We start from the raw sequence: 19,590 nt of genomic DNA, 5'->3' as shown, positions 1-19,590 counted from the left end.
ATAAACATTTTTGATAAAATTTAAATAAATTATTAGTTATTTAGAAAGGGAATTAGATGAACAAATTACTTATTATTGGTAACTGAAAAATGAATAAAACATATTCAGAAACCTTAGATTTTATAAATAAATTCCAAGATTTATATAACAAAAAAAACCAAATTATTGCTAAGGATACTGCTTTTGCTGTTGCTGTTCCATATGTTAATTTAAGTGCTTTTAAGACAAATCAAGTGCAAGGTTTAAAACTAGCTGCACAAGATATGTCAAAACATGTTAAAGGAGCATATACTGGAGAAGTATCAGCAGATATGCTTCTTGATTTAGATGTTAAATATGTTATTTTAGGACATTCAGAAAGAAGAACGTATCACAATGAATGTAATAAAACAGTATATTCTAAAGCTAAATTAGCTTTAGAAAAAGGGCTAACTCCAGTTATTTGTGTTGGTGAAACTTTAGAAGAATATGAACAAGGTTTAACTAAAGAAGTAGTTAAAAAACAAATTGAAGGATCAGTTAATGATTTGGATTTATCTAAAATCGTTGTGGCATATGAGCCTGTTTGAGCAATTGGGACTGGTAAAGTAGCAACAGCTGAAATTGCACAAGATGTTTGTGCATACATTCATGAACTTACTTCAAATGATTTAGTTGTCCAATATGGAGGAAGTGTATCTCCTAAAAATATTGTTGAATTAGCGACCCAACCTGATATTAACGGATTTTTAGTTGGTGGAGCTTCATTAGAACCAGAAAGCTTCATGCAACTTTTAACCTTAGGTAAATAATCTTAGAATTAATTTATTATAAAATATGCGTTTAAATAACGCATATTTTTTAAAACAATTTTTAACAATTATTTAGATTACAAAAATAAAATATAAAAATTTACCTTAGTTAATTTATAATAAATTAACTAAGGTAAATTTTGGGGCGGTTGACGGGATTCGAACCCGCGAATGACGGGACCACAACCCGCTGTGTTAACCACTTCACCACAACCGCCATATTTGCCATATAATTATACACTAATTTTTAAAATTCCAAATACTAAATTATTTTTTATTGTGGCTGTTTTTTTGGTATTAGTTATTGCAAATATCAAAGATTATAATCAATTAGTTTTAAAACGCTATGAAGACATAGTTATTTTGTATAAATCAGTGATATGCTTATTTAAAATAGTTTTGCAACTAATATAAATATTGCTAAGGCTTAATTTGTGAGTTGATGTAAATAATTAATATTATACTTTATTATGAATATAAATATTTTTGATCTGGTAAATTATTTTTGCATATTTTTTAAAAAATATTTGGAAACTACATTTTTATGTGTTATAATTTTAATCTAAAGTTTAAAACTTAGTATTTGCCCGAGTGGTGGAATTGGCAGACACGCTAGACTAAGGATCTAGTGGAGCAATCCGTGCAGGTTCAAGTCCTGTCTTGGGCACCATTATTATATGTATTTTATCATATATGGAGGTTGAGGAAGCATTTCTCAACTGACCGGAAAATTATCTCGCCCGTAATTATTAAAATTTATTTTAATGATTACGGGGGGGGTAATATTTTTAATATTCTTATATTTATAAAATATAATTAACACATATACTATAAGCAAAAAAATTAAGGAGAAAATATGGAAATATTAAAAGATCGAATTTTAAGGTTTAAAAATGAGAAGGATATTTTTTGAGGCGAAATATCGCAAAAGTTAGGTCTTAGTATTGATAATGTATATACATTATTTAAAAGCGAATGAATACCAAATATATCAGTTTGTTTCAAACTAGCTGATATATTTAAAGTTAATATAATTACATTATTAACCGGAGAACCATATGATGAAAAAAGCTATTCTTCAAATAATGATGATAAATGACTTGGAGATATTAATGATCAAACAAGCCCTTTACACTTAATTTCTAAAGATGATGCAACTTTATTTAAACAATATGGATATACAAATTTATTTAATATTTTTCATAAATTTGAATCTGGTCAAAAAGGAACAAAAGAATATTATCAATTAACTAGAAAGGTAATTGATGCACTTTACGAACATAAAGCAATTAATATTTTTAAAGAATGTCTTTTAGATAATATTGTTGATCTCACTGATGATTGATATGAAACTAATTCTCATTCATCAAACAAATGACCATGAGTAATTTATGGAAATTCTTGAAGTTATAGTAATTCTGAATCTTTGGACATGAAACGTTTAAATAAATACATTAGTTTATGTATTGATAGTAATTATGCTGCTGGATTAAAGGCAATAGATTACAAACATAATTATAGATACTCAGATCTAACCGCAACATTTAAAAGCCTCTTTACAAAAAATGTTAAAGATGTCTTGGAATATATGTCTAAACTTGAATTTAAAAATACTGGATATAATTCAACAAATGAGGTAATGCTTGAACTTTATAAAAATAAGCATTTTGAACTTTTAGACAGAATGATAGTTGACAAAGAAAAAAGATTAGAATATGCTAGTCAATCATATTATAAGTATAAAGATAGACGTCATGTTAATGATAAAGAATATTCTTATGAACATTTTAACCCAATTAAAGATGCTTTCAATTTAGCAAAAGAACAAAAAGATATAGTATGGCTCAAAAAGTTTAATGATTTTAATTTAAAGTTAAAGCAAAAAGTGAATCAACTTGAAGTAACTACTGTATCAAATAAAGATATGCAAATTTTTGAATTAGAATGATTAGATTCTAAACCTTTAGAAGATATTTTAGTTGCAAAGCATACTAAACATGGTGTTTTAGACTTAAAATCTTTATTAAATGATGATTGTGGGCTAAGTAAAGAAGAGTATGGGCAAAAACTTACAAATTTAGTTGCTAAAATCAGAGGGCTTAAGCCATTTATTATTGATAAATATATTAGTTATAATGAATTAATTAAAACAAGTGTTAAAAATAATATGTGGAGGGATGTATTTCAATTCGCTATTGATTTGGGTTATAGCTTTTTAGCAGATGCAGTTATTGCAAAAAACGTTGATTTAATTTATGAACTTGCTGATGAATTATTTATGCCTAATGATTATATACGTAAAGGAATCATATCACACACTGATTATTTAAGAACTAAAACAGCAATAGAACATAAATATACTCAAGAACAAATAAAAGAAGGTGAACTAAAAATACTTGAAAATTGATCAAAGAGTATTTTTAATAAGATGAACAAGTTTGAAAATAGCTATAACTCATTTGAAGATCGCTATGACTCACCACCAGCAACTTTAGATATAGATACAAAACTCTATAAAGAACTATTAACTATTGAATCTCAAAATTTTCCTTTATTAGATGAGTATAATGAATTTACTGTTAAAAGCAATCTTAAAAAAGTTAAAGAAAACTTTTGAAAACAATATAAGCAAAAACTTGAGGATGTTATTGAATCAATTACTAATGAAAAAGCTATGAAGAACCATTTTGAAAAAATTAATAATGAATTTAGTTCAAAAAACCTACTTAAACTTTTAAATTCTGGAAATATAGAAATGTGCATTATCCAAATTTATAGACGTTTGGAAGCTATCTTTGCATATAAATACAAATATAAAGATAAATATGGCGACAACATCCATGAATGGATAAACAAATATTTTGAGCATGAAAAAGCTAAAGTTGAGAGGGATTCTGATTATTACAATGATAGTAAAATCAAGGAATTAGAGGAAAAACAAAAACTATTGCAAAAACTTAGAAAAAAACGCAATGATATAACACACGGTAGTTTTTCAAACATCGATAAACAAGACAAACAATTGACAAATGATGAATTAAAAACTTGCATAAATTTATTAGATACAATAAATGAAGGGGCAAAGGATGAATAAATATATAAAATACTTATTAAATAAAGAAGTTGTTTCATTTGTATCTTCAAAAGGTCCAGAATCTTCTTATTTGTATGAGGATAATTCAAATATTATTCTGCAATTAGTCCAAAACGAAAATTATCATATTGAAGGTTACAAAATCATTTTTTCAAGCCCTGCAATAGACTATATTAATTATCAAAACAAAAAATATACTCATATAAATGATGTGATAAGCATTGATTATAAGTTTAAATCTGATAACCAAAAATTATTGATATCTTTTAAAGACAATCTTGCTGATAATTATGCATTGCCAATTAAAGTGGTTTTAGCAGATAAAGAAAAATGAGATAAGAATAATAAAAACAAAGAAACAAATGCAAAATATAAAAATGGTGCTTTAGTTGTTAATCCTGGAATTGATTTTCTCAATATTTTTTGAAAAAATGTAGAACGTACGGGCCGGAGAGAAATTAAAGTTTATTATCAGGATACCAACAAAGAAGATGGATCAATTATTGAATACAAAATTTATGATGGTAGTGGACAAAAATCAAATTTGAACTTTGACAATACTTTAGAATTCTTTGAACTCTTAAACTTAGCACCAGGAAAATATAAAATAATATTAATACAATACAAATATGATAGTTATAGGTATACTAAAGATATTTTATCTCAAACTGAAACAATTGCTGAAATTAAATTTCTTGTTAATGAGGCCGGAAAAGTAAAAGATGCACTCGAATCAATTGAAGGTTTGATAGGAAGATAATAAAAATTTTAAACAAAACTATGCCAAAATTATATTTTTGGAATAGTTATGGAGGAAGAAATGGAAATAAATCATAAAAATGCAATGGCTCTTTGGAGTTCAAGATATGGCAGACAATGTCAAAAGACTAAGGATTTTTCAGGTAGAAAAATTCAAAAAAGTGATTTTAATAATCTCAAAAGCCAATATTGTTGAAATATTGATCATATCCTCCCGCTGAGCCAAAATGGTGGGAGCAATAAGGAAAATTTACAAATAACTCATTGTAAAACTAACCAAGAAAAAGGTGATAATTTTCCAACATTTAAAGCCAACAATAAGAATTTTCAGATAGTAAAACATAATGGATCTTATAAAGTTGAAGAAGTAAAAAGTATCAAAAGTAAATTCTTGGATGCTAATATTGGCTTAAACTATTTGAAAAAGCTAGAAAATAAAGATAGTAAAACAAGGTGAATTGGATCAATTTTAATAAAACTAGAAAACGTATCAAATCCTGCAGTTATAGAATTTATAGAAAAAATATTAGGTGAGGATAGCATCCCTTATTCAATTAATAAAGGTTTTAGTAGCAATATTTACATTGCTAAAAACTATAATTGTCCACTTAAAAACGATGTATCTGAACTGCTTGATATATGCATTTTGCTAAACACATATTTAGGATATTACTTTTTAAACAAAAAGTATATGACTAAATATCAAATTTATTATCAACTAAATAATTATAATAATGCAAAAGATATGTATTATCAAGCAAAACTTTGTGAGTTTAATATAAGTTATAATCATAACGATAATTCTTTATATATAAATAATTTAGTATATGAAAATACTAGGGCTAAAGAAAATGAACCTAATCTTAATTTCACATATGGATATGGAAAATATAACTACTCTTATATAGACTTAAGAGAAAAATTATCAAATAAGTAAATTAATCATAGAAAGAAGGTAATTATGAAAATCAATAAAGAAAAAGCACTCGAATTATGGGATAAACTTTTTGGTGGTAAAGAAGATGCTAAAGATTTTGCTGGAAGATCTATCAAAAGATCTGCTTATGGAAATGAAGCAAGTCAATATTGTTGAAATGTTGATCATACACGTCCAGAAGCAGAAGGCGGAACTGATGCACAAGACAATTTACAAATAACTCATTGTAAAACTAACCAAGAAAAAGGTGATTCATTCCCTCGCTTCGTAGCTAATGGAAGTACTTTTACTTGCAAAAAAGTAAAAGGTAAATCAAAAGTTTATACAGTTGTTAAAGTAAAATAAATACACAGCTAAACTACAGTATAGAGGCACCCGCAAGTTGGACTAAATTAATTGGTCTAACTTGCGGGTGTTCACTATATTTTTTAGTTATCGCTATTTGCTTCTCTAAAGTTTAATAATCTATCCCTATAATATTCATATTGTTTTTGTCTAAGATTTATTTCGGATGGTAAGCCTTTAGTTAAATCATTTGTTAAGTCAGAGAAATTATCTAGGATTTTAACAATTTCATCTTGGATCGCGCGGGGCGGGATTGGGATATCTAAATTGTGCACTGTATCTGACTTTAAGGCGGGTATTGTACCGAATACTGATTCAATAAGTTCTTGTTCTTTATTCTTTATAACATAATATAAATACCTTGCATTAACTGAATCTTTTAAATCTGTTATAACTCAACAAGCATCAATTGCCCAAAACTTTTGAGTTTCTCACCTTACATATCCTGCAGTACCATATCTGGCAATTGAAGTTGTATTTTCATTATAGTTATAGTCTTTTCAATAGCCTATAGGATTAATTCCTCCGCTCATTACTGGGTAGCCTTTATCTAGTAATTGGCTTTTAGTAAGCCTTTTTCCGCTTTTACATTTTGCAACTTCGCTAAGTTTTACTATTTTTACTCCATTGGGGCATAATTCTTTTAGTGTTTTATACCCAACCTTAACTTTTGAATCATCAAAAGTTAATAATTTATCTCTGTAATACTCATATTGCTGCTTACGGTATTTAAGTTCTGTGGTAAGTTCTGTAAAATTATCCAGAATTTTAACAATTTCATCTTGGATCGCGCGGGGCGGGAGGGGAATATATATTTCTTCGACAACGCTTCGCTCAATTGTTGGAACTCCTCCCACTCTTCTTTTGCTTTTGAAATAGTCTTCATATCGCACTAAGATATAATAAAGAAATTTATTATTTATTTGCTCATCATGTCCAAGCCAAAAACTCCCATCAGAACACCAAAAAGGTTCGTCTATATATTTAACTCCGCCAATGCTACCGGTATTAACAACTATAACTGTCCCTGCAGGAACATTGAACATATTATATTTACCAAGGATTAAATCTTTACTACCATGATATACTTCGTATTGAAAAGTATCATTTAAACTACTTTTAGTAACTCTTTTTCCCCTGTTGATTTTTACTACATCACTTAGTTTTTTATATTTAATCCCATTAGGGCATAGTTCATTAATAAGTTTTTCGATTTTATTCATAATGATTCCTTAATGTTTAATTAAAATAAATTTTATCATATTATATTTATTATATGTAATTGCAAATGACATCTTGCCTAAAAATTCATATTTAAAATATAATATAAGATAATTAAGTATTATTATTGATTTACAACTTTATTTCTAATAATATTTCACAAAATAAAGTATCAAAAACAACCCAACAAAAAAATAAAAAAATATTTTGGTTTTTTATTTTTTTGTACTATAATTATCTTGCGCTTTTTTGAAAAAGCAGCATGAAGTTCTTTGAAAACTAGATATACACACAAAACATGACAGTCAATTTTTTCGAGAGTTTGATCCTGGCTCAGGATGAACGCTGGCTGTGTGCCTAATACATGCATGTTGAGCGGAGTTCTTTTAGAACTTAGCGGCGAATGGGTGAGTAACACGTACTTAACATACCTCTTAGATTGGGATAACGGTGAGAAATTATCGCTAATACCGGATACTTATATAGTTCGCATGAACTATATATAAAAGGAGCCTTAAAGCTTCACTAAGAGATTGGGGTGCGGAACATTAGCTAGTTGGTAAGGTAATGGCTTACCAAGGCGATGATGTTTAGCGGGGTTGAGAGACTGATCCGCCACACTGGGACTGAGATACGGCCCAGACTCCTACGGGAGGCAGCAGTAGGGAATTTTCCACAATGGACGAAAGTCTGATGGAGCGACACAGCGTGCAGGATGACGGCCTTCGGGTTGTAAACTGCTGTTATAAGGGAAGAAAAAGCATTAGAGGAAATGCTAGTGCCTTGACGGTACCTTGTCAGAAAGCAACGGCTAACTATGTGCCAGCAGCCGCGGTAATACATAGGTTGCAAGCGTTATCCGGAATTATTGGGTGTAAAGCGTCTGTAGGTTGTATGTTAAGTCTGGCGTGAAAACTTGGGGCTCAACCCCAAATTGCGTTGGATACTGGCATGCTAGAATTGTGTAGAGGTTAGCGGAATTCCTAGTGAAGCGGTGAAATGCGTAGATATTAGGAAGAACACCAATTTGGCGAAGGCAGCTAACTGGGCACATATTGACACTGAGAGACGAAAGCGTGGGGAGCAAACAGGATTAGATACCCTGGTAGTCCACGCTGTAAACGATGATGATTAGCTGATAGAAAATCTATTGGCGCAGCTAACGCATTAAATCATCCGCCTGAGTAGTATGCTCGCAAGAGTGAAACTTAAAGGAATTGACGGGGATCCGCACAAGCGGTGGAGCATGTGGTTTAATTTGAAGATACGCGTAGAACCTTACCCACTCTTGACATCTTCTGCAAAGCTATAGAGATATAGTGGAGGCTAACAGAATGACAGATGGTGCATGGTTGTCGTCAGCTCGTGTCGTGAGATGTTCGGTTAAGTCCTGCAACGAGCGCAACCCTTGTCCTTAGTTAATTTTCTAGGGAGACTGCCCGAGTAATTGGGAGGAAGGTGGGGACGACGTCAAATCATCATGCCTCTTACGAGTGGGGCAACACACGTGCTACAATGGATAGTACAAAGAGACGCAAAATGGTGACATCAAGCAAATCTCAAAAAACTATTCTCAGTTCGGATTGTAGTCTGCAACTCGACTACATGAAGTCGGAATCGCTAGTAATCGTAGATCAGCTACGCTACGGTGAATACGTTCTCGGGTCTTGTACACACCGCCCGTCACACCATGGGAGCTGGTAATGCCCGAAGTCGGTTTTGTTAACTACGGAGACAACTGCCTAAGGCAGGGCCGGTGACTGGGGTGAAGTCGTAACAAGGTATCCCTACGAGAACGTGGGGATGGATTACCTCCTTTCTACGGAGTACATTAAGTTACAATTCATTTTAGTAACAATTACCAATTTATAATATGGTTATCATTTCTTATTTAATGTCATGGTTGAGATAACCCAACATGTATATCTAGTTTTGAGAGAACTTCTCTCTTTTTGTTCTTTGAAAACTGAATAGTAAAGATAAATTAATATAACAACGACATCAAAAAATAAATTAGTCAATTTGTTTTGGATAACCGAGTAATTATTTTATAAATAATTTATTAAAATGTCTTTGAATACATCAACAACAATAGGTAAATATTGAACTTTTAAATAAGTAAGAGTGAGTGGTGGATGCCTTGGGTCTGGAAGTCGATGAAGGACGTGATTACCTGCGATAAGCCTCGTGGAGCTGGATATGAGCTACGATACGGGGATTTCCGAATGGGGAAACCTAGTTAGAGTAATGTCTAACTGCTTCAAGATGAATAAAATAGTCTTGATTGCGAGACACGTTGTGAACTGAAACATCTTAGTAGCAACAGGAAAAGAAAATAAAATATGATTCCATTAGTAGCGGCGAGCGAAAGTGGAAGAGCCCAAACCATCTTAGGGTGGGGTTGTAGGACTATCTACATAAAGTTACAAATTTTTGTTATAGCAGAAAAAGTTGGGAAACTTTAGCATAGAGGGTGATACTCCCGTATGTGAAATAGCAAAAACTTTTGATAGTATCCTGAGTAGGGCGGGGCACGTGAAACCCTGTCTGAATCTGCCGGGACCATCCGGTAAGGCTAAATACTAACCAGACACCGATAGTGAACTAGTACCGTGAGGGAAAGGTGAAAAGAACCCCGGGAGGGGAGTGAAATAGATTCTGAAACCACTTACTTACAATTAGTCAGAGGCCGTTAATGGCTGATGGCGTACATCTTGCAGTATGGACCGGCGAGTTATGTTAACATGCGAGGTTAAGCAGAAAAAAGCGGAGCCGCAGAGAAATCGAGTCTTAATAGGGCGTTTAGTATGTTGACATATACCCGAAACCAGGTGATCTATTCATGAGCAGGCTGAAGCTTGGGTAATACCAAGTGGAGGGCCGAACCGTAGTACGCTGAAAAGTGCCCGGATGACTTGTGAATAGCGGAGAAATTCCAATCGAACTTGGAGATAGCTGGTTCTCCTCGAAATAGCTTTAGGGCTAGCGTGTGATGTTAAACTTTGGTGGTAGAGCACTGAATATGGAATGGCCGCGCCTAGCGGTACTGACTATAATCAAACTCCGAATACCATTGTGTATTGTCATGCAGTCGGAACCGGGGTGCTAACGTCCCGGCTCGCGAGGGCAACAACCCAGATCGTCGGCTAAGGTCCCAAAATTATGTTAAGTCAGAAAGGTTGTGAGATTTCATAAACAACTAGGAGGTTGGCTTAGAAGCAGCCACCCTTTAAAGAGTGCGTAATAGCTCACTAGTCAAGAGATCTTGCGCCAATAATGTAACGGGAGTAAAACATAATACCGAAGCCACGGGTACGAAAGTACGTTAGAGGAGCGTTCTTAATGCAATGAAGTCAGACCGTGAGGACTGGTGGAGCTTTAAGAAGTGAGAATGCCGGTATGAGTAACGATTCGTAGTGAGAATCTACGACGCCTATTGGGAAAGGTTTCCTGGGGAAGGTTCGTCCACCCAGGGTTAGTCAGGACCTAAGGAGAGGCTGAAAAGCGTATCTGATGGATAACAGGTTAATATTCCTGTACTGCCTTGTTATAGTGATGGAGTGACGGAGAAGGATAACACTACCTATTAATGGATTTAGGGGTAAGTAGTAACTGGTGAATATAGTTAAATGCGTATTCTACAACCGGGAGCTACGATGCATAAGGCTTTGGCCTGAATTGTGTGATTTCATACTTCCAAGAAAAGCTTCTAAACGTTTAAATAACAGGGTACCTGTACCGAGAACGGACACACGTTCCCAAGATGAGTATTCTAAGGCGAGCGAGAAAACCAATGTTAAGGAACTCTGCAAATTAACCCCGTAAGTTCGCGATAAGGGGTGCCAACATTAAACCGTTGGCCACAGTAAATTGTGAGGGGCAACTGTTTATCAAAAACACAGCTCTCTGCTAAACCGCAAGGTGATGTATAGGGGGTGAAGCCTGCCCAGTGCCCGAAGGTTAAGTGGATGCGTTAGCTTAATGCGAAGCGTTGAAATGAAGCCCGGGTGAACGGCGGCCGTAACTATAACGGTCCTAAGGTAGCGAAATTCCTTGTCGGCTAAATACTGACCTGCACGAAAGGCGCAATGATCTCTCAACTGTCTCAACATTGGACTCGGTGAAATTATGGTCCCAGTGAAAACGCTGGGTACCCGCATCAAGACGAAAAGACCCCATGGAGCTTTACTACAACTTCGTATTGAAACTTGGCCTAACATGTGTAGGATAGGTGGGAGACAGTGAGATCAAGGCGCTAGCCTTGAAGGAGTCAACCTTGAAATACCACCCTTGGTATGTTGAGTTTCTAACCTGCCGCCGTTATCCGGCGGGGAGACAGTGCGTGGTGGGTAGTTTGACTGGGGCGGTCGCCTCCTAAAAGGTAACGGAGGCGTTCAAAGGTACACTCAATACGGTCAGAAACCGTATGTAGAGCGCAAAGGTAGAAGTGTGCTTGACTGCGAGACCTACAAGTCGAGCAGGTGCGAAAGCAGGACTTAGTGATCCGGCTGTACGTCATGGAACGGCAGTCGCTCAACGGATAAAAGTTACCCTGGGGATAACAGGCTTATCTTGCCCAAGAGATCACATCGACGGCAAGGTTTGGCACCTCGATGTCGGCTCATCGCATCCTGGAGCTGGAGTCGGTTCCAAGGGTTTGGCTGTTCGCCAATTAAAGCGGTACGCGAGCTGGGTTCAGAACGTCGTGAGACAGTTCGGTCCCTATCTGATGTGGGCGTTGGAATATTGATGAGAGCTGCTCTTAGTACGAGAGGACCGGAGTGGACGTACCGCTGGTGTTCCAGTTGTTCCGCCAGGAGCATAGCTGGGTAGCTAAGTACGGAAGGGATAACCGCTGAAAGCATCTAAGTGGGAAGCCTCCTCAAAGATAAGTATTCCCTTGAAATTCCTTGTAGACTACGAGGTTGATAGGATGGAAGTGTAAGTGTAGTAATACATTCAGCTGACCATTACTAATAAATTGATAGGTTTAAAAGTTAAATGTATTCATGACATTTTAATAAATTACTTTACTGTTCAGTTTTCAGAGAATAAGTAAAAACTCCCCCGAGGGGAGTTTTTGTTGTTAAACTAAAATATTTTATTAAATGGACTAACACATTTAGGATATATGATCAATCCTTAAATTAATTTTAGTGCAATTTTATGGGTCGGTATAAAACTGCCGCTTTTTCTGTTTACGCATACATTTGTTATGTAAAAATTAAAAGATAATTGTTTTCTTAATATCTCGCATGTGACTTTTCAAAAATTCATCTGCAAATTCTTTTTATTTCTATTTTTATTGTATGTATTAAGTTCACTATACCAATACTTTCTGTACGCTTTTCATTTCTCTTTAATTGCATCACTTAGAAAAAAGAGCCTCGAAAATGAATAGCCTAATAAATGTTCGTATAGTTTGGTAAAATTAAGGGTTTTAATACGCATTACTCTTTTTAAGCACTTAGGACAAACATAGCGATTGTGTTTATCTAAACTCAATAGTCTGCGATTTGTAATAATTTCGATTTTACTTTTTATACTTCGAACATCTCTGTTAAAAATTTTGGCTACTTCTTGGATTGAGAAGCCTTCAGAAAGTTCTTGTAAAATATTATAAAGTTGTTCTAGATCGATTTGCTTTGCTCGTAATTTTCGTTGTGTCTCAAGTGCTCCTTGCATTTTCAAAATAGTGTTGTGATTCTCTTCGATTTTAAAATGTTGATATTTATTTTCTTTTCGATATTTGTCAAAAGCACAAATATATTTTTCTAAATTTTTCATATAATTTTAAAGTCTCCTTTCATTTTTTAAAATTTATTAATACAACTATTTTATTACAAGGCAGACAAAAACAATGTCACATGCAAAAAACTTGCATGTGACATTTCTAATTAATAGATAAAATGAATATAACACGTAAAAATGCAATGGCTTTTTGAGCCCAAAAATATGGAAGACAATGTAATAAAACAAAAGACTTTGCAGGTAGGCAAATTGAAAAAGGAGCTTACAACACACCAGAAAGTAGGTTTTGTTGAAGCATTGATCATATCAAACCACAAAGCTTAGACGGTGGAAGCGCCAAAGAAAACTTACAAATTACGCATTGTAAAACTAACCAAGAAAAAGGTGATAACTTTCCAACCTTTAAAGCCAATAATATAAATTTTCAAATCGTAAAAAAATCAAATGGAATATATCAAGTTGAAGTACTTAAAAGTCTTAAAGATAAATTTTTAGATGCAAATGTTGGCCTTGATTATCTTAAAAAACTTGAAAGTAAAGAAAGTAAAACAAGGTGAATAGGATCAGTTTTAGTACATTTACAAAATGTATCGAAACCTGAAGTTATTGAATTTATTGTAAAAATACTTGGGGAAGATAGTATTCCTTATTCATTAAATAAAGGAAATAATGATATTTATATTGCTAAAAACTATAATTGTAGTTTAAAAGATGATGTTTCAAATTTACTTGATAAATGCATTCTTTTAAACACATATTTAGGATATTACTTTTTAAATAAAAAATATATTGGCAAATAAACATGGACAGCAAAATTTAACATTTTAGTTATTTATAATTCCATAGCAAATTGCTGTGGAGTTTTTCAGTTTAAGTTTGATTGAATTCGGTCATTGTTGTACCAAATTACATATTCATGTATCATATCATTAAGTTCATTAAATGTTATTTTTGAATAATCTAAATCATTTAATAATTCAGTTTTAATGATTCCAAACCAATATTCAATTTCTCGATTATCAAGAGAATTTCCCACTCTTGATAACGAAATAATCCCACCAAGATTTTTAATTTCTTTAATATATTGATGATGTGTATATTGAAAGCCATGATCTGAGTGAATGATAAAATTTTTGGATTTGTATTGCTTTAATGAATTTAAATTGTCTAAAACTAGTTCTAGATTATTACTTTTTGATAATTTAAAACCAATAATTTGTTTAGTTTTATGAGACAAAATTGCAGACAAATAAACGTGTGATTCTAACACATCTTTTGGCGCTTTTATATATGAAACATCAGTTGCATAAATATTTCGATTGTTTTGATCATTATAATCACGATTTACGAAGTTATCAATCTGAGTAGATAGATTTTTAATTTCTTTTCGTTTTGATTTTTGTCTAAGCTTACATTTTAGGCCTAAAAGGTTCATATATCTCCCTAATGAACGTTCGTTTATATCTATTTTGTATTTTTTAGATATGTAAACACTTAGTTTTAACCTTCCATATCTTGACTTTGTTTCTGCGAACGATTTTTCGATTACATCACTATATTTAGGGAGTTTTTGTGCAATTTTAATATTTTGAGTTTTAGAAATTGTTTGTCTAGAAATGCCAAAAACTTCTGCAAGCTTAACATAACTTATACTAAAACTTTTAGATTCAATAACTTTCTTACTTTTAGGTAATTCGTTGGTAATTTCATAATATCTTTTAGCTATTTGTAACAAATCATCACGATCAAAAATATCTCAATTTGGTTCTCTTTTCGTCTTAGGTTTGCCGCTTCCTTTTTTGCGGCTTTCACCTTTCTTTGTCTGCAATAAGTCTTCCATACCTAAATTATAATACTTAATTATTTTATTAATTCTAACTTTTACACTATTTCTTTGTAAGTTTTTTGTTTCTGGTGATATTTGGTAAATAGCTTGGAAAGCACCTGGTAAACCTGATTTTTGATATTCTTCATATATTTTTGCAAATTCTTCTTTCTTTAAATGTCTTGACATAATTTATCCTTTCAAAAAAATTCTTCGTTGGTACCAACGAATGGTAACAGAAAAGCTAACATTTACATGTTAACTTTTCTGTCCGGCTTTAAAAATATCAAATTTTTTACAAATTAAATAATTATACTAATTCAAAAGATATGTATTCGGGTGCAAAGTTTTGTGAATTTAACTTAGGTAATTCATATAATGATAATTCATTATATATAAATAACTTAGTCTATGTAAATACAAGGGCTGAAAAAAATGAACCAAACTTAAATTTTAATAACAATAAATATTGTAAATATAACTACTCTTATATAGACTTACGAGAAAAATTATCAAATAAAATAATTAATACAAAATAAATTTAATGAAAGAGGTAATTATGAAAACAAATAAAGAAAAAGCATTAGAACTATGAGATGAAACTTATAAAAATAAAGAAGAAGCTAAAGATTTTGCTGGTCGTGTAATTAAAAGATCTGCTTATGGAAACAAAGATAGCCAGTATCGCTGAAATATCGGTCACATTTTCCCTGAATCTAGAGGCGGATCTGATGAAGATGAAAACTTACAAATTACACATTATTTGACCAACGATGAAAAAGGCGATTCATTCCCTGGTTTTGTAGCTAATGGCAAACCATTTACTTGTAAAAGAGTAAAAGGAAAATCACGCGTTTATAAAGTTCATCCAGTAGTAAAGAAATAAATTAATAACACACTAGTGGCAGATATTTGCCACCTAGTGTGTTTTTTATAACTATTTTGAGAAAATTTATTAATTGGAAATGTCACATGCAAGTTTTTTGCATGTGACATTGTTTTTGTCTGCCTTGTAATAAAATAGTTGTATTAATAAATTTTAAAAAATGAAAGGAGACTTTAAAATTATATGAAAAATTTAGAAAAATATATTTGTGTTTTTGACAAATATCGAAAAGAAAATAAATATCAACATTTTAAAATCGAAGAGAATCATAATACTATTTTGAAAATGCAAGGAGCTCTTGAGTCGCATCGAAAATTACGATTAGACCAAATCGATCTAGAGCAACTTTATAATATTTTACAAGAACTTTCTGAAGGCTTCTCAATCCAAGAAGTAGCTAAGATTTTTAACAGAGACATTCGAAGTATAAAAAGCAAAATTAAAATTATTACAAATCGCAGACCACTTAGTTTAGATAAACAAAATCGCTATGTTTGTCCTAAGTGTTCAAGAAGAGTAATGCGTGTTAAAACCCTTAATTTTAGCAAACTATATGAACATTTATCAGGCTATTCGTTTTCGCGACTCTTTTTTGTAAGTGATACAATTAAAGAGAAATGAAAGGCCTACAGAAAATATTGGTATAGTGAGCTTAATACATACAATAAAAATAGAAATAAAAAGAATTTGCAGCAAAAAGAAGTTAAGAAATCAGTTACCTATCTTGTGAATTCTTTTAAAAAATTATCCCCTGATGAATTTGCTCCTTCGCCTAGTACAATTTATAAAATAATCAAAAAATACCCTTATTTCCTTGATTTTGACCACATTGTTAGAAAATCTGAAGGCAAATATGGCATAAGGAAGAAAAAACAAACCAAACCTAAAACATTAAAATATGCTACGGAAATTTCGAAACGTCCAGCTTATATTAATGATCGCTCTGAACACGGCCATTTTGAATTAGACACCGTTATTGGTAAAATCAATGATACATATTGTATTGTGACCATAATTGAACGGCAAACCAGAATGTCTTATGCTATGCTTTCAAAACGCAACTCCAAAGCTATCAAACAAACTCTTATCAAACTAATCAAGAAACACAACTTAGAGATTAAAACTTTAACAGTTGATAATGGTAGTGAAAATGTCTTATTGCACCAGGTTATTCCAACTGAAAGACTATTTAAATGCCAACCATATAGTTCATGACAAAAAGGTTCAATAGAAAATATGCACCGCTTAATTAGGTATTACATTCCCAAAGGAAAAAGTCTAGATAAATACTCTCAGCAAGAAATTGATTATATGATGGATAAAATAAATAACTATCGGCAAGTTGTCCGGAAATATAAGATAACCTAAAATTTTTTTTAATCCCCCGCCTTTGATTGCAATCAAAGGGGCCTTACTTTTGGCAAAAGTAAGCAAAACCGACGAGAAAACACTGCCGTGTTTTCTGTTTTCTCATACATTTTTTTATCTAAAAATTATGTTAAAATTAAAAGACAATTATTTTGTTAACATCTCGCAAGTGACTTTTCCAAAAAACATTTTGAGAAAATTGTGATATTATTTATAAGTAAAACACATGAAATACTTTATTTTTTAATATTACGGGTGATTACCCAAGTTCGGCTGAAGGGACTAGTCTCGAAAACTAGCAGGGGCCTATACCACCCGCGAGGGTTCAAATCCCTCATCACCCGCCATAAAAGAACGAACTTTTGTCTACCTGATGAAAGTATAGTGAACCCCAAAAGTTGGACCAAACAAATTGGAAAAACTTGAGGGGTTTTTATTATGAAATTAAGATTAAATGATAAACTGAAATTATAGAACTATATCATTCTGGCGAAACTCACAGTAAAATGGCTGAGATATTCCGCGATACTAAAACAACAATTAAGACCATAATTCGTTACTACCGCAAGTATGGATTAGAATCATTAAAAGAACGAAAAAAATGTACAAAATATAGTGCAGACTTTAAGTTAGATATTGTAAACCAAATTTTAAAAGGGAGATCTTATCTAAAAATTGGATCTGAGCTACTAATTAATATTGGATTAATTCATTCATGAGTTAAAAAATATCGATTATTCGGGTATAATGGTCTTATAAATGAAACGAAAGGTAGACAACCCATGACCATGCTAAAGAATAAGAAACCAAAACTAGATAAAACACAAGCCAAACTTAAAGCACTTGAAGCAGAACTTGAACAATTAAGGATGGAGGTAGATCTCCTAAAAAAATTGAGAGCTTTGGTTCAACAAAGAACAGAGCCACAAAACAAGAAACTCGCGGTGCCAACTACATACGAAGACTTATTGCAGCTGACTGTACCAGATAACCTTCTTGGGTTAGCGAAAGACGAATACTTGATGGTGCAGTTAACTAAAGAAAATTCCGAAATTGTAGAAGCATGTATCGTGGTAGATCCCGCATACCAGTCAAAAGGAAAAGCCATAATGGAGAGTTATTTTAACGCAGGCGATTATTCTGCGAAAGCGTATTACGATATCATCAATCGCATTGCAATAGAAAACTCTACCCGCACATCCATGGAAACAATGGAGTTAATGGCGGCATATTGCAACGACCCGCACAACAATTTTCTCGATCGCATTAAAGAAGGCGACAAGTATTTGGTAGATGCAATACTCCACCACCTCGTGCAAAATGGCAGCAGGAAGGATAAGAGTTTGGCAAGCAAGCTGTGCCGGTATCTCAACGAATGGCTTTATGACGGCTGTGCGTACACCATCAACGATTCGGTAGTACGGGCGATTCTGCCATACTACCTAGCATATTATAAAATAGACAAGGGGATGTGGCAGGGCAAGAATTTTGAGAAGTTAAGCTACATTGAGTTTTACACGATATTCAGCGCAGTACGCGACAAGGTAGCGGTACTCAATAATCACCAGCTCGACCATCTCATTTGGTACGCATACAAAAACGACAGCATAAGAAGCGAAGTGGCAAAGGCTCTGTCGCAGGTATTGTAATTGATAAAATCTACACACCTTTTCACTGTTCTTTCGCACTATATTTTAACGTTGTTGGTATGTTTTTTGTAAATTTACTATATATAATATAAATATAATAAATATAATATATATGGTTTCGGTTATGTTATAGGCAGTAAATTTATATTAATTTAAAAGTTTTACCCAACTTCAGAAAAAATATTAATTAGAAATGTCACATGCAAGTTTTTTGCATGTGACATTGTTTTTGTCTGCCTTGTAATAAAATAATTGTATTAATAAATTTTTAAAAAAATAAAGGAGACTTTAAAATTATATGAAAAATTTAGAAAAATATATTTGTGTTTTTGACAAATATCGAAAAGAAAATAAATATCAACATTTTAAAATTGAAGAGAATCACAATACTATCTTGAAGATGCAAGGAGCACTTGAGACACAACGAAAATTACGAGCAAGCCAAATCGATCTAGAACAACTTTATAATATTTTACAAGAACTTTCTGAAGGTTTCTCAATCCAAGAAGTAGCCAAGATTTTTGATAGAGACATTCGAAGTATAAAAAGTAAAATCGAAATTATTACAAATCGCAGACCACTTAGTTTAGATAAACACAATCACTATGTTTGTCCTAGGTGCTTAAAAAGAGTAATGCGTGTTAAAACTCTTAATTTTACAAAACTATATGAACATTTATTAGGGTATTCATTTTCGAGGCTCTTTTTTGTAAGTGATGCAATTAAAGAGAAATGAAAGGCCTACAGAAAGTATTGGTATAGTGAACTTAATACATACAATAAAAATAGAAATAAAAAGAATTTGCAGCAAAAAGAAATTAAGAAATCAGTTACCTACCTTGTCAATTCTTTTAAAAAAATATCACCTGATTAATTTGCTCCTTCACCTAGTACAATTTATAAAATAATTAAAAAATACCCTTATTTTAGACAGGGAAAAAATATTCGGACAAAATCCGAATAT

General features: G+C 32.4%; 14 protein-coding genes, 3 tRNA genes and 2 rRNA genes. 15 read left to right on the top strand and 4 right to left on the bottom strand.

Annotated features, from left to right (window positions below; translation table 4 throughout):
* The first annotated feature begins 56 nt into the window (after positions 1-56).
* Complete coding sequence (gene tpiA / locus AC0B4S_RS03210) at positions 57-791, top strand: triose-phosphate isomerase (RefSeq protein WP_465101663.1); 735 nt, start codon at positions 57-59, stop codon at positions 789-791.
* Positions 792-932: 141 nt separating this feature from the next.
* Here tpiA and AC0B4S_RS03205 read toward each other — a convergent pair.
* A tRNA-His gene (locus AC0B4S_RS03205) sits at positions 933-1,008 on the bottom strand.
* A 368-nt stretch (positions 1,009-1,376) separates the two neighbouring features.
* On the opposite strand from AC0B4S_RS03205, the gene AC0B4S_RS03200 reads away from it, so the two are divergent.
* The 5 genes from AC0B4S_RS03200 (at position 1,377) to AC0B4S_RS03180 (ending at position 5,926) form a co-directional block, all read left to right on the top strand.
* Positions 1,377-1,461 (top strand) — tRNA-Leu (locus tag AC0B4S_RS03200).
* 186 nt (positions 1,462-1,647) lie between these two features.
* A complete protein-coding gene (locus tag AC0B4S_RS03195) occupies positions 1,648-3,885 on the top strand; it encodes a hypothetical protein (protein WP_465101662.1) in 2,238 nt (745 codons plus the stop codon).
* A complete protein-coding gene (locus AC0B4S_RS03190) occupies positions 3,878-4,645 on the top strand; it encodes a hypothetical protein (RefSeq protein WP_465101661.1) in 768 nt (255 codons plus the stop codon). Before AC0B4S_RS03195 ends, AC0B4S_RS03190 begins: the two co-directional genes overlap by 8 nt.
* Positions 4,646-4,705: 60 nt before the next feature.
* Positions 4,706-5,581, top strand: coding sequence for an HNH endonuclease domain-containing protein (locus AC0B4S_RS03185; RefSeq protein WP_465101660.1), 876 nt, complete (start codon positions 4,706-4,708; stop codon positions 5,579-5,581).
* Positions 5,582-5,605: 24 nt separating this feature from the next.
* The gene (locus AC0B4S_RS03180) at positions 5,606-5,926 is read left to right on the top strand and encodes an HNH endonuclease signature motif containing protein (RefSeq protein WP_465101659.1); all 321 of its coding nucleotides are present in this window, start codon (positions 5,606-5,608) and stop codon (positions 5,924-5,926) included.
* An 83-nt stretch (positions 5,927-6,009) separates the two neighbouring features.
* Here AC0B4S_RS03180 and AC0B4S_RS03175 read toward each other — a convergent pair whose 3' ends face one another.
* The gene (locus AC0B4S_RS03175) at positions 6,010-7,149 is read right to left on the bottom strand and encodes a restriction endonuclease subunit S (protein WP_465101658.1); all 1,140 of its coding nucleotides are present in this window, start codon (positions 7,147-7,149) and stop codon (positions 6,010-6,012) included.
* 308 nt (positions 7,150-7,457) lie between these two features.
* Between AC0B4S_RS03175 and AC0B4S_RS03170 the strand changes: the two genes are divergently transcribed.
* Positions 7,458-8,966 (top strand): 16S ribosomal RNA (locus tag AC0B4S_RS03170).
* Between the two features lie 289 nt (positions 8,967-9,255).
* Positions 9,256-12,145 (top strand): 23S ribosomal RNA (locus AC0B4S_RS03165).
* The 16S and 23S rRNA genes sit together here, the layout of an rRNA operon.
* A 144-nt stretch (positions 12,146-12,289) precedes the next feature.
* On the opposite strand, the gene AC0B4S_RS03160 is transcribed toward AC0B4S_RS03165, so the two are convergent.
* Entirely contained in the window at positions 12,290-12,934 is a 645-nt protein-coding gene (locus AC0B4S_RS03160) for a hypothetical protein (RefSeq protein WP_465101657.1), read from the bottom strand.
* 122 nt (positions 12,935-13,056) lie between these two features.
* On the opposite strand from AC0B4S_RS03160, the gene AC0B4S_RS03155 reads away from it, so the two are divergent.
* Complete coding sequence (locus AC0B4S_RS03155) at positions 13,057-13,698, top strand: hypothetical protein (RefSeq protein WP_465101656.1); 642 nt, start codon at positions 13,057-13,059, stop codon at positions 13,696-13,698.
* A gap of 32 nt (positions 13,699-13,730) precedes the next feature.
* Here AC0B4S_RS03155 and AC0B4S_RS03150 read toward each other — a convergent pair whose 3' ends face one another.
* Positions 13,731-14,912, bottom strand: coding sequence for an IS3 family transposase (locus tag AC0B4S_RS03150; RefSeq protein ID WP_465101655.1), 1,182 nt, complete (start codon positions 14,910-14,912; stop codon positions 13,731-13,733).
* A 140-nt stretch (positions 14,913-15,052) separates the two neighbouring features.
* Here AC0B4S_RS03150 and AC0B4S_RS03145 point away from each other — a divergent pair, with 140 nt between their 5' ends.
* From AC0B4S_RS03145 to AC0B4S_RS03120, 6 genes are all read left to right on the top strand, one after another.
* Positions 15,053-15,262 (top strand): hypothetical protein, encoded by a 210-nt coding sequence (locus tag AC0B4S_RS03145; RefSeq protein ID WP_465101654.1) that lies wholly within the window; start codon positions 15,053-15,055, stop codon positions 15,260-15,262.
* A 20-nt stretch (positions 15,263-15,282) separates the two neighbouring features.
* On the top strand, positions 15,283-15,609 hold the full coding sequence (locus AC0B4S_RS03140) for an HNH endonuclease (protein ID WP_465101653.1): 327 nt from the start codon (positions 15,283-15,285) through the stop codon (positions 15,607-15,609).
* A gap of 183 nt (positions 15,610-15,792) precedes the next feature.
* On the top strand, positions 15,793-16,977 hold the full coding sequence (locus tag AC0B4S_RS03135) for an IS30 family transposase (protein ID WP_465101340.1): 1,185 nt from the start codon (positions 15,793-15,795) through the stop codon (positions 16,975-16,977).
* 253 nt (positions 16,978-17,230) lie between these two features.
* Positions 17,231-17,324 (top strand) — tRNA-Ser (locus tag AC0B4S_RS03130).
* Between the two features lie 159 nt (positions 17,325-17,483).
* Complete coding sequence (locus AC0B4S_RS03125; RefSeq protein ID WP_465101652.1) at positions 17,484-18,626, top strand: transposase; 1,143 nt, start codon at positions 17,484-17,486, stop codon at positions 18,624-18,626.
* Positions 18,627-18,924: 298 nt separating this feature from the next.
* Entirely contained in the window at positions 18,925-19,500 is a 576-nt protein-coding gene (locus AC0B4S_RS03120; RefSeq protein ID WP_465101651.1) for a hypothetical protein, read from the top strand.
* Positions 19,501-19,590 lie beyond the last annotated feature (90 nt).

It is taken from the genome of Mycoplasma sp. 6934, from assembly GCF_055523595.1.
This window is presented reverse-complemented; position numbering and strand designations above follow the sequence as displayed.